The organism is Candidatus Omnitrophota bacterium (assembly GCA_040755155.1).
Lineage (GTDB): Bacteria > Hinthialibacterota > Hinthialibacteria > Hinthialibacterales > Hinthialibacteraceae > JBFMBP01.
Genome location: JBFMBP010000095.1, coordinates 23461 through 36113, shown reverse-complemented (window position 1 = coordinate 36113; position 12653 = coordinate 23461). Strand labels below are relative to the sequence as shown.

The following is a 12653-nucleotide window of genomic DNA, read 5'->3' as shown; positions in this document are numbered from 1 at the left end:
AATGATGAATGATGAATGATGAATGATGAATCCTCTTTATGAGGAAAGAAAAGTAAGATGATTGCTTCGTTTGACTTATCAATTCTTCAATTCGTTAAAGCTTTTCTATATTTTAATTTAATGAACAATACCTGTATAAATTATTTATCGAAACGAGGCGGCATTTCATGGAAAAAAAGATATCCATATCTATTCCATTAATAGCAACGCTGTTCTTTTTCTCGTGTGGACAAAGCGGGCATGACGTTGGACAAAAACCGTTTCGCGTGATCCTGATCACGGACGTGGGCGGAATGGGCGATAAAGGCTTCAACGACGCGGGCTGGGCGGGTTGCCAAAAAGCGAAAGAGCAACTGGCAAAACGGGACATAATGATTGAAACCGACGTCATCGAATCGCGGGAACAAACCGATTATGTGGATAACCTCAATTTCGCCGCCGAACGGGCCGACGCCGTCGTGGCGCTGGGGGCGCTGATCGCTGACGCTGTGGAGCAGACGGCGAAGCACTACCCCGATAAAGCCTTTATTTTCGTCGATGGCAGGGTGAAGGGCGAGAATGTCGCCAGTTTCGATTTCCGTTCGCAGGAAGCGGCCTGCCTGGCGGGAATTTTGGCCGCCTACTCTAGCGAAAGCGGAACCGTCGCAGTGATTCCGGGAATGGATATCCCGCCGGTTGAGGCGTATGCGGCGGGATACAAGGCGGGAGTCATGATCGCTAACGCCGCTGGGGGAAAGAACGCGAAGGCGATTTCCGCCGTCATCGGCAGTTTCAATGATCCCGTGAAAGGCAAGTCGCTGGCGTTATCCTTGATGAATCAAGGCGCGGACGTCCTCTTTCAACTGGCGGGAAATAGCGGGCTGGGCGTGATCGACGCCGTCAAGGAAGCGCCGGGACGCCGCTTCGCCATCGGTGTGGACATCGATCAAGACGATCTGGCGCCGGGCAAGATTTTGACCAGTGTATTGAAGCGCATGGATCGGGGCGTCGCCGAGCAAGTCATCGCCGTTTATGAGAAGAAATTCTACGGCGGGATCGTAGACGTGGGATTGAAGGAAAATTATACCGGCCTGTCGGAGATGGTCTACACGCGATCTTTCGTCCCGCCGGAAGCGCTCGAACTGGCGAAACGAGCGCGGGAATTGATTGTTTCCGGAGAGATGGCGGTCCCGCGAACCTATGCGGATTTGGAGACGTTTCAGCCGCCGTTGGAACGGCTGAAGGGGCCATGATGGATCGTCCGCTTTTCACGCCGCCCGCTCTCTCGGCGCGGGGAATCGTCAAGCGCTATGGAACGGCGGCGGCCAACCGCGATATATCCTTGACGCTGGAATACGGGAAGATTCATGCGCTGCTGGGAGAGAACGGCGCGGGCAAATCGACGCTAGCTTCCATTCTCAGCGGTTTAACGGTTCCCGACGAGGGGGAGTTGCAAATCGACGGGCGCCCCATCGCTTTCAAGCGTCCGGCGGACGCTTTGCGTTTGGGCATCGGCCTGGCGCAGCAGCATTTTTCCTTAATTCCCGCCTTTACGGTTTTGGAAAATCTTATCCTGGGTTGGGAGCCGGGCGGGATGCTTCGCTTGGATAAAAAACGGGCGGAAAAAGAGATTCGGCAAACGCTCGACCGCTTCGGCCTGGACCTTCCCTTGCATCGTCCCGCCGGATCGCTGGCGGTGGGAATGAGGCAGCAGGTGGAGATCGCCCGGATTCTCTACCGGAGGGCGCGGATCGTTTTGTTCGACGAACCGACGGCGGCGTTAGTCTCTTCGGAAGCGGATCGTTTTTTGGCAATTATCGAAACCTTACGGAAACAGGGTCTCGCTATTCTTTTCATTACCCATCGCCTGCCGGAAGCGCTATGCGCCGCCGATGAGATTACCGTTCTGCGCAAAGGAGAGACGGTTCTGCAAGGCCGCCGAGATCGATTGACGCCCGACTCCATCGCCGCCGCCATCGTGGGCGAGAAACTGCCGGAAGAAACGTACGAATTTCCCGGTCCTGGCGCGACGATTTTATCTTTGCAAAACCTATCCACTCAGGAAAAGAAGGAGGATAAGGTTTCGCTGCATTCTCTTTCCCTGGAAGTCCGGGAAAGAGAGATCGTGGGCATTGCGGGCGTGGCGGGCAACGGCCAGGAAGAATTGGTGGAGGCTATTTTGGGTTTGAATCCGATTTGCGAAGGCAGAATCCTCCTGGACGGCCTGGACATCGCTCGATTGAACGTATCGCAAAGGCGCGAGCTGGGGCTGGCGTTGATTCCGCAAGACCGCGCGCAAAACGCCTTGCTTCCCGATCTTCCTCTCTTCGATAATTATCTGCTCAACCATACCTACTTCCATCGCTGGGGAAAATGGCGAATAAAAAAAACGCCGCTGGAAGCGCCGATGCAAGAATGCGTAAGGGAGTATGAAATCGCCGCGCCGTCGCTGCAAACGCCGCCGCGCCAACTGTCGGGAGGACATCAACAGCGCGCCGTGATTTCGCGGGAGTTGCTCGCTCAGCCTAAAATCGTCATCGCGCACAATCCAACGCGAGGCTTGGACCTGCGGGCGTCGCGCTTCGTACGCGAAACGCTGCACCGGATCGCCGCCGAAGGCGCGGGCGCGGTTCTTTTCTCGCCGGAACTGGGAGAATTGTTTCTCTTATGCCAGCGAATCGCCGTAATTCATCGAGGCCGCTTGACGGAAACGAAGCGCCGGGACGAGTGGACGGCGGCGGAATTGGGCCGAGCCATGACGGGAGCGCAGGCGTAATGATGAAACGCATCGCTCCCCTGATTTTATCTCTTGCGGCGACGGCGGCGATCGTATCTCTCTTTCTATGGATTTGCGGCTATTCGCCTTGGACGGTGTTTTATACGTTGGCAACGGGCGCCTTCAATTCGTGGAATGGATTTTTATTGACATTGACCAAAACCGCACTGCTGATACTGACGGGATTGGCCGTAGCCGTTCCCTACCGCGCTGGATTATTCAACATCGGCGGCGAAGGGCAGCTTTACCTGGGTGGATTGGCGGCGGCGATTTTGGGAACTATGCCGTTGGCGGCGATGGGACCATTGCATTGGATCGCCTGCCTATTAATAGGATCATTATGCGGCGCGCTGTGGGGCGGACTAGCGGCTTTGTTGAAAACGCGGCGGGGGGTTCACGAAGTGATCTCCACTATCATGCTTAATTTCATCGCCTTTCACGCCGTCAACGAGTTGACGGCGGGCGTCTTCAGCGCCGGGCCGGGGACGAGCCGCACGGAATTCATTCAGGCGTCGGCGCAGCTGCCGACGCTGCTCGTTCGCGGTGGAGCGCAGACGTCATGGGGCGTCGCGATCTCCTTCGTCATCGCTTTGCTGCTGAGTTGGGGATTGCGGCGGACATGGCCGGGTTTTGAACTGCGCGCCGTGGGCAACAATCCCGCCGCTTCGTCCTACGCAGGAATCGCCTGCGGGCGCGTCCGTCTCTACGCCATGCTTATAGGCGGCGGCTGCGCGGGATTGGCGGGAGCGATGGAAACGGCGGGCGCGACGCATACCTTTTACGAACGCTTTACGGGGGGAGCGGGATTCGACGGCATCGCCGTCGCCTTTCTGGCCTTATGCGAACCGTGGGCGGTAATCCCGGCGGCGATGGCGATCGCCGCCTTGAGGGCTTCCGATCGTTCGTTGCAGTTGGAATTGGGAATTCCGAAGGAAATTGTTTTTATGTTGGAAGGAATATTGATTATAAGCCTCGCCGTTTTTACGAGGAGGCGCCGCTATGATTGAAGCCTATTCGCTGTGGCTGGCGCATGAAATTCCCTTGCTGATCCATTCAGGATTCTTGAAGGGCGCTCCTCTGTTGTGGGCGGCGGCGGGCGGCGCATTCAGCGAACGTTCCGGCGTCATCAATATCGGATTGGAAGGAATGATGCTTACGGGCGCGTTTGCGGGAGCGGCCGTTTCCTGGACGACGGGCGATCCCTGGCTGGGAGCGTTGGCGGCGGCGATGGGAGGCGGATCGATGGGTTTGTTCCACGCGCTCGTTTGTTTGCGATGGAAGGCCGATCAGATCGTCAGCGGCATGGGAATCAATCTGATGGCTATGGGGATGACGGGCTTTCTTTTGGAACGGATTTTTCATGCGCGGGGCAACTCGCCGGAGGTTCCCAAAATGCCTGCACTGACGGGAAGCGATGCGTCGATTCCTATTTTATCCGATCTGCTATTTCCTTTATCTCCATTGCATATCCTTTTGGCGATCGTCATTTTATGGACGGTCTATTTATTTTACCATACGCGATTCGGCTTGCGTCTGCGCGCCTGCGGTGAGAATCCCAGCGCGGCGGCGGCGGCGGGAGTGAACGTCGGATGGCAGCGTTGCGCCGCTGTCGGCCTCAGCGGCGTATTGGCCGGATTGGGAGGGGCGCAACTCTCGTTAGGCGACATCAGCCAATTCAGCGTAGGGATGACCAACGGGCGCGGCTTCGTGGCGCTGGCGATTTTGATTTGCAGCGGCTGGCGGCCCTTGCGGGCGGCGGGCGCCTGTTTGGCGTTCGGCTGCCTGGAAGCGATGGGGGAGAGGTTGCAGAGCGTCATTCCGGCTCTTCCCTCGCGCGTATTATTGCTATTGCCTTTCGCGGCGGCGCTGGCGATTTTATCATTGAGACGATTTTCCAACCGCCCTCCGCAAGCGTTGGGCAAGATCGAATAGAAAATCATTCTTCCCGTTATCCCTAGAATAATAAATCGGCCTAATTCAAACAAATTTCTCATTCTCTCCCGTCCAAATTGGATGGAAATATTGCTACTATTTCGCCATTGTCCGGCATCTGAACGATCCCCTTCCGTCGTGGAATACGTTCGCATGAAGATATTTACGAATCGAGGTTTGCTTTCTTGTTGATCCAGGATCATTCTTTTCCAGCCATTCGCTCCCTGAAACGATTCGCTTGGATATCGTTTTTCGCATGGACTATGATTATCGCCGCCTCTCTGGGCAGGATTATTCATCTGCAATATCGGCATTTGGACGATATGGCGCGCATGGAAGCCCGTGGCTCCTTGAAAAAAGACCTCATTCTTGAAATCTGGGTGGCGAAACAGGGCGGCGTTTACGTCCCCGTCAGCGAAGAGATACAGCCCAATCCCTTTTTATCCAAGATCCAGGAACGGGATATCACAACGCCTTCGGGGAAGCGGTTGACGTTGATGAACTCCGGCTTTCTCATGCGTCAATTATACAAAACAGGTTGGGAGGAACTGGGACTAAGGGGACATTTCACTAGCCTTTCTCCTTTAAATCCTGAGAATGCTCCCGACGCCTGGGAAAAGGAAGCGTTGGAAAAATTAAAGGCGGGATGCGAGGAAGTTTTTTCAATGGCGAAAATCGGCGGCCAACCTTACGTTCGTTTAATCCATCCTGTGATCGTAAGAGACGAATGTTTAAAATGCCACGCCGATCAAGGATTCAAAGCCGGTGATTTTGGGGGCGGATTAAGCCTATCGCTTCCCATTGACGCATATCTAAAAATGATCCGCGGACTCGTTTACCCGTTTATCATAGGGCATGGGCGCCTATGGCTGATCGGCGCCGCTGGCATTTTTCTGGCTTTCAGAAAATTGCGTCGGAACGCTGAAGAACAGGAACGATCCCAACAAGCCCTTCTCGAATCGGAGTTTTTCTATCATTCTCTGGTGGAAAATATTCCTCAATGCATCTTTCGCAAAGATATCCATGGCGTCTTCACGTTTGCGAATCAACGTTTTTGCGATTCGTTGAAAAAGAAGGCGGAGGAAATTATCGGTAAAACCGACAACGATTTATTTCCGGAAGAATTGGCCAAGAAATATCGGGACGACGACCGCCGCGTGATCCAGCTCGGCGTTTTTCTGGAAATGGTGGAAGAACGTTCTTCGCCGGACGGCGAACTCCGATTGTCGCAAGCGATAAAATCCCCACTCTTTAATGCGAATGGCGAAGCTATTGGCGTTCAGGGCATCTATTGGGACATCACCGAACAAAAAAAGACGGAGGAGGCTTTGCGAGAAAGCGAAAACCGATTCCGCCATATCCTAGACAATATGCCGAATGTCGGAATGCAGGGATTTAAGCCGGATGGAACGATTCATTATTGGAATCGAGCGAACGAAGTCATTTTCGGCTATACGAAAGAAGAGGCGATTGGCCGAAACATCGCCGAACTTATCGTTCCGCCCGATAAACGGAATGAATTTCGCAAGTTCGTCGCCGATTGCGCCTTAACGGGAATGCGGCCTCCCGCCGAAGAGCGGCTTCTCATGCGGAAGGATGGTTCTCCCGCGCCGGTGTTGTTGAGTCTTTCCATCGTTCGCCATCGAATTCAAAAACCCGATTTATTCTTCGTCGTTATCGATTTGCGAAATTTAAGGCAGACGCAAAAAGCGTTGCGGGTAAGCGAAGAGAAATACCGGCGGCTATACGAAAGCGCCTACGATTTTATCTTTACCTACGATATCGAAGGAAACATTCTCTCCACCAATTCCGCTTGTTCGCTCCTGCTTGGTTATACGCCGGAGGAATTCCGGCGCATGAATTTCGAACAAATCGCGGCGGAGGACTGTTTATCGCTCGTGAGGGAAAAGTTGCGCCTTAAACTGGAACGCCATCAAAAGGCGACGCGCTACGAATTGGACGTAATCGCTAAAGACGGACGAAGAATTTCGGTGGAGCTGGTTACTCAGTTGATCGAAAGAGGCGATGAGATCGTATGCCTGATGGGAATCGGACGCGATATTACCGAACGGAGGAAAATCGAAGAAGAAAAAGTGAGACTGGAAAATCAGCTGCTCCAAGCGCAAAAGATGGAGGCCGTCGGACAACTCGCAGGAGGCGTTGCTCACGATTTCAACAACCTTTTGACGGGCGTGATCGGCAATATCCATCTCGCGGAAAAACGCGCTGCTGAGGATGTTAAAAAATATTTGCGGGAGGCGGCCAAAGCCGCCGGCCGATCGGCTGATGTGGTTCAGCAACTACTCGCTTTTAGCCGGAAAACACGCTTAGAACGCCAGCGTGTGAATCTCAATCGGCTTGTGCAGGAAAGCTATCCCTTTGTCCGCCAAACCATCGACCGCCGCATCGAGATCGTCTGCGACGCCGAGGCAAATCTTCCCAACGTCTTCGCCGACGCCACGCAGTTGAAAACGGTTTTGTTGAATTTGTGCATCAACGCCCGCGACGCCATTCACGAAGCGATGCGGCTCCAGACCTCCTTCAACCAGCCGCCAATCCTTTTCGCCATCTCTATCGCCGCAAGATCGGCATCCGTCGATCGCGCCTATTGCGAAAAGCATTCTTATGCGCGGCCAGGCCGGTTCGTCATTCTTCGCGTCAGCGACAACGGCGCCGGGATGGATGAGGAGACTCAACGCCGCGTCTTCGAACCCTTCTTTACAACGAAGGAAGTGGGCGAGGGAACCGGTTTGGGTCTATCCAGCGCCTATGGAATCGTCAAACAACATGAGGGATGGATCGATCTGCGCAGCCAACCCGGCCAGGGCGCAACCTTCGAAATCTATCTTCCCGTCGAAGAAGAAAAAAATGGAGTTGAGACGGTGGAACCGGCAATCCTTTCCGAACCGCTTTTGGGGAGAGAAACCATCCTGATCGTGGAAGACGAAGAAATGATCCGGGGACTAAGCCAAGAGATACTTGAATTGCACGGCTACACCGTCTTATTGGCGCCGGATGGCGAAGAGGCTTTGAATTTGTTGCGCCAACAAGGCGATAGGATCGACATGGCGCTTCTCGATCTTTCCATGCCGCGCATGTCGGGCCATGAATTCTTGCGCGCGATGCAGGAAATGGGGAAAAAGGTAAAGGTGATTATTTGCAGCGGTTACGCCGAACTCGCCAAAGAACCCTCTCTTGGCGGAGAAATGATTGTGGATTATATTTCCAAACCCTATCACCCCACAGAACTTATTCGCAAAGTGCGCGAGGTGCTCGATCGCGAATCGTAATGGTGGATCTTTGTATGGTAAAGACGGCATTCCGCCGGAAGGAGGCACGAATGGCTTTGATGCGGGAAGATGCATGGAAAAAATTCAGCGAGTGGACGGAAGGCGATGCCTTGCGGATTCACGGGCGGACGGTGGAGATCGCCATGCGAGCCGCCGCCCTGCGCTGCGGCGCGGGAGAGAAGGATGTGGAGCGTTGGGGGATAGCCGGACTTCTCCACGACGCGGATTACGAAAAATGGCCCGAACGACATCCGCAATTGATCGTCGAATGGCTGCGCGAGCAGGGAGAAGAAGAGATCGCCCACGCCGTATCTGCGCATTTAACGGCGTGGAACATCCCATTCGAGTCGGCGTTCGATAAAGCTTTGCTCGCCTGCGACGAATTGACCGGCTTTATCGGCGCGTGCTGCTTCGTTCGTCCCGATGGCATTCAATCCCTTACGCCTAAAAGCGTTAAGAAAAAACTGAAAGACAAAAGTTTCGCCGCGAAAATCAACCGGGAAGAAATTCAGCGCGGCGCCGAACTGCTTGGCGTCGATCTGGGCGAGCATATTCAATTCCTCATCGACGCGCTCAAACCTTATGCGGATGAATTGGGATTACGGGGATCGGGGAAAAACGATGAGTGATGATCCCCTACCGAGCAAAAAAATCTCAAGTGGATGAATTGGGCTTGCAAGGATCGGAAAAAATGATGAATACGGTGGGCTACGCTTCGCTTTGAGCCCACCCTACTCGACCAAATCCCATGAAAATAAAAACGCCCGCAAAGCGGTTGGCCTGCGGGCGTTTTGCGTCTCACTTCAGCGAGTTTAACGCGGAGCCGTGTTGTAGTAATTGTTTTGCGTTTGGATAGTAGTTTGCTGCGCAGGCGTTTGTTGTTGAGCTGGCGCCGCCGTTGTTGGCGTTGTACTTTGCGGCGCCGTGACCGCGCCCTGGTTATAACCTTGGTTGTAGGCCTCTCTCTTCTGTTTGTCGATATGATCGTTGAGGAGCGCGCCGCCTAGTGCGCCCGCTCCCGCGCCGATCAAGGCTCCTTTGCCGCTGCGTCCAATCAAACCTCCTGCAGCGGCGCCGACGACCGCGCCTCCCAGCGCTCCGCTCTGAGCGGGCGTCGTTTCGCAGCCCGTCAAAAGAGTGACCAGACACAATGCGCCAATAACGCCAAGCAAAGCCGCTTTTTTCGCTTTCATGTTAAACTATCTCCTTTCCATCTATAGCGAATGGCCTTGATTACGATGTTTCAAGTATTCTTTTCTATGAGTATATCGCTTCTTCATGCAAGACGGCTAAAATCTTCTCGTTATCCCGAAGACTCAATGGCAAATTATATCTCGATTTTATCGTCCTGGAACGCCGCCATGAATATGTCTTACACATCTCCCCGCGAAAACAAGATCGTTCGCATCTTCGATAAGCATAAAATATTGATCTTTTTCGTTCCTTTTATGATTTACATGGCCAACGGACGGGAAATAGGCGGGGGCGATACGACGCCCGCCGCATTCGTCGCCATCGAATTCGTCAAAAAGGGTAGCGTTTTTCTCGACGATCTGCACGATTATATTCCTTACAATAAAACGCCTTCCTATATCTCGGAGCAACGGGGGCATGTTGTTTCCAACTACCCTTTATTTCCGGGAATCATGGCCGCTCCCATCTTTGCGCCCTTCGTTTGGCTGGGAATGATCGAAAAAGGCGATGGCGATCTGGTTTGGAATTATCTTTCCAAACTCTCCGGCGCCGTCTTTACAGCGTTGGCGGGAGTCTTTATGACGCTTACGCTGCGGCGGTTGATCGGCATGGGCGGCGCCTTGGCGCTGGGGACCGCTTATACGCTGGGAACTGCTCTTTGGCCCATCGCGTCTCAAAGCCTTTGGCAGCACGGCCCCAGCGTTCTTTGGTGGAGCGTCTGCTTCTACGCCTTAATTCGCGTGGAGAGCGCGGCGGAAAAGCAGGAACGCGGCTGGTTTTTGCTTCTGGCTGGCATAGCGGCGGGAGCGGCGGTTTTATGCCGCACCGTCAATGGTGCAGGCGCAGTAGTTCTTTGCCTGGCGGCGTTCTATCGCTATCGGTTGCCCGCTTGGCGCTTCGTTTTACCCGCCGTCGTCTTAACTTTTATTCTGATATCCTACAATTACTCCATCTTTGGATCGTGGAAAGGCGGTGATATGGTTCTGCATTCCCTCAATTGGGAACTTAACCGCGTGCGGGGCGAGCCGTTTTCCACGCCTTTTCTCTTTGGTCTGGCGGGGCAGACGATTAGCCCCAGCCGCGGCATGTTCGTCTTCAGCTCTTTCTTGCTATTTTCGCTTTGGGGCATGGCGGCGATTTGGAAGCAGCCGGATCCGCGATGGCGCATCTTCGCCCTAACGATTCCAGCGCCCCTCATCATGTTGATCGTCTTTTCTAAATTCATCATCTGGTGGGGAGGCAACGCCCATTACGGACCGCGCTACCAAATCGAGATGTATCCCTTTCTCATAATATATCTCGCCGCCGTTTGGCCGCGCATCGCCTCTTGTAAACCGCTGCTCTACACTTTTATTCTCTTGCTTGTCTATTCCATCTTCGTGCAATGGATCGGGGCGTTTTGTTATCCCAGCGGCTGGGCGGTAGAGCCGATTTCCGTGTCTTTGGATTACAGCCGCTATTGGGATTGGAAATACAATCAAATATGGTCTTGCTTGAAAAGCGGGATCAAATCTCCCTTTTCGTGAGGCTTCCGGCGCATGGCATCCAAAATTAGCAACGCCGCTCATTACATGGAATCGCGTCCGCTGCTGGTCTTCTTCCTCCCGTTTCTTCTTTATATGAGCAATGGGCGGGAAATCAGCAACGGCGATTCAATCCCTTCCGCGATGACGGCGATTCACCTTGCTGCGCATGGGACGATTTATTTGGATCATTTAAAGGATTTCGTCGATTATAAAACCATTCCCTATTATGCTTCCGAGCAGGGCGGGCATGTTATTTCCAATTATCCCTTGATGCCGGGGATCATGGCCGTTCCCTTCTTTGCGCCCGCCTACTATGCGGGTATGATCCGCGAGGGCGAAGGCGATCTGGTTTGGCGCTATGTTTCCAAGCTGAGCGGCGCGGCCTTCACGGCGCTTTCCGTCGTATTTCTTTTTTACGCCATCCGACTTCTGCGCTCGTCCGCCGCCGCTTTCGTTTTATCTTATTCCTACGGGTTGGGAACCGCTTTGTGGCCTATCGCTTCGCAAAGCTTATGGCAGCACGGCCCGGCGCTGTTTTGGATTACGCTGTCGCTCTATGCCATGCTGCGCGCTTTTCGCTTGGAGGAAGAAGGGCGGACATCCTCTGTCTTGCTTTGGCTAATGCTTGGCGGCGCCGCTATCGGCTTCTCCGTCTGCTGCCGTTCTACGAATGCTATCGCCGCTATCTGCCTTATCGCCGCCTCGCTTTGGCAATGGCGTTGGCGCGGCCTCGCCGTGTGCGTTCCCGCCGCGCTGATTGTTTTGGCGCTTTTTGCTTCCAACTATTGGCTCTTCGGATCGTTTTCTGGAGGATACGACGAATTATATAAACTGCGCGGCATGTTGGACGGCGTGGAGGGGGGAACCTGGTCGACGCCGTTATGGGAAGGCTTGGCGGGGCAACTCGTCAGCCCCAGCCGGGGGATTTTCGTTTTCAGCCCGATTCTGCTTTTCGCCGTTTGGGGTATGATCCGCGTATGGCGGTTGGATGGTTCTGCCTGGCGTTTTATCGCGCTGATGTCGCCTGCGCCGATATTGCTCTTGATGCTATTCGGCAAATACGCCGTCTGGTGGGGCGGAAGCGGCCATTACGGTCCGCGCTATCAAGTCGAAACCAACCCTTTTCTTATATTATTTATGGCGGCGGCGTGGGAGGGATACGCCCATAAAAAACTATGGCGCGGCGTTTTTATCGTCTTTCTATGCTGGTCGATTTTCGTTCAGGCCATAGGGGCGTTCAATTTTCCCAGCGATTGGGCGGTGAATCCCGTGAAATTATCTGAAGACAAAGGGCGGCTTTGGAGTTGGTCTCATAACCAGATTTTTTCCTGCCTGCGCAGCGGGATCAAAATGCCGTTTTCTTGAAAGTGATCTTTTTCATAAAAGGTAATATACATATGATATCAAAAAAACTTATACGGCTTTTTACTGTCGATGAATTTTATCGAATGGCGGAAATCGGCATTTTTACGGAAGACGACCGGGTGGAATTGATCGAGGGGGAAATCATTCAAATGACGCCGATAAGCATCAGCCATGCATCTCATTCCATGCGTTTTAATCGTAATTTTATATACCGTTTTTTAGATAAAGCAATCGTCAGCATTCAAAATCCCGTTCGCTTGAGCCAACTATCGGAAACCTTGACTGATATCGCTCTCCTCAAATTACGCGGAAATTACTATTCGGATAGACATCCTATGCCGGAGGATGTCTATTTACTCGTTGAGATAGCCGACTCGTCCTACGAATACGACCGTCAAGTGAAAGCGCCGCTATACGCCAAACACGGCGTCCCGGAATTATGGATACTTAATTTGGATAAACAGGTCATTGAAATATTCCGCCAGCCTTCGCCGGAAGGCTATCGCCAATCCTTCATCGCTTCTCCCGGCGAATCGATAAATTTGGAATCGTTTCCGGAATATACATTCAATGTAAGCGATATTTTGGGAT

At 53.4% G+C, this 12653-nt stretch carries 10 protein-coding genes; 9 read left to right on the top strand and 1 reads right to left on the bottom strand.

Translation table 11 applies throughout. The features are described from left to right. Positions 1 to 167 precede the first annotated feature (167 nt). The 6 genes from AB1656_13835 (at position 168) to AB1656_13810 (ending at position 8606) form a co-directional block, all read left to right on the top strand. Positions 168 to 1232: a BMP family ABC transporter substrate-binding protein gene (locus AB1656_13835; protein MEW6236463.1), complete on the top strand. Its 1065-nt coding sequence runs from the start codon at positions 168 to 170 to the stop codon at positions 1230 to 1232. Further along, entirely contained in the window at positions 1229 to 2755 is a 1527-nt protein-coding gene (locus AB1656_13830; GenBank protein MEW6236462.1) for an ABC transporter ATP-binding protein, read from the top strand. The genes AB1656_13835 and AB1656_13830 overlap by 4 nt, the downstream gene beginning before the upstream one ends. After that, entirely contained in the window at positions 2755 to 3762 is a 1008-nt protein-coding gene (locus AB1656_13825) for an ABC transporter permease (GenBank protein ID MEW6236461.1), read from the top strand. The genes AB1656_13830 and AB1656_13825 overlap by 1 nt, the downstream gene beginning before the upstream one ends. After that, positions 3755 to 4687, top strand: a complete 933-nt coding sequence (locus AB1656_13820; protein MEW6236460.1) for an ABC transporter permease — start codon at positions 3755 to 3757, stop codon at positions 4685 to 4687. Before AB1656_13825 ends, AB1656_13820 begins: the two co-directional genes overlap by 8 nt. Before the next feature lie 185 nt (positions 4688 to 4872). Further along, positions 4873 to 7977 (top strand): PAS domain S-box protein, encoded by a 3105-nt coding sequence (locus tag AB1656_13815; GenBank protein MEW6236459.1) that lies wholly within the window; start codon positions 4873 to 4875, stop codon positions 7975 to 7977. 50 nt (positions 7978 to 8027) lie between these two features. After that, a complete protein-coding gene (locus tag AB1656_13810; protein MEW6236458.1) occupies positions 8028 to 8606 on the top strand; it encodes an HD domain-containing protein in 579 nt (192 codons plus the stop codon). Between the two features lie 183 nt (positions 8607 to 8789). On the opposite strand, the gene AB1656_13805 is transcribed toward AB1656_13810, so the two are convergent. Then, positions 8790 to 9170 carry a glycine zipper domain-containing protein gene (locus AB1656_13805; protein MEW6236457.1) on the bottom strand — a complete coding sequence of 127 codons (381 nt, stop codon included), beginning with the start codon at positions 9168 to 9170 and terminating at the stop codon, positions 8790 to 8792. Between the two features lie 126 nt (positions 9171 to 9296). Here AB1656_13805 and AB1656_13800 point away from each other — a divergent pair, with 126 nt between their 5' ends. The 3 genes from AB1656_13800 to AB1656_13790 form a co-directional block, all read left to right on the top strand. After that, entirely contained in the window at positions 9297 to 10697 is a 1401-nt protein-coding gene (locus tag AB1656_13800; GenBank protein MEW6236456.1) for a hypothetical protein, read from the top strand. Between the two features lie 12 nt (positions 10698 to 10709). Next, the gene (locus AB1656_13795; protein MEW6236455.1) at positions 10710 to 12062 is read left to right on the top strand and encodes a hypothetical protein; all 1353 of its coding nucleotides are present in this window, start codon (positions 10710 to 10712) and stop codon (positions 12060 to 12062) included. A 32-nt stretch (positions 12063 to 12094) separates the two neighbouring features. Continuing rightward, positions 12095 to 12653: Uma2 family endonuclease (locus tag AB1656_13790; GenBank protein MEW6236454.1), on the top strand; the 559-nt coding region annotated here is incomplete at its 3' end.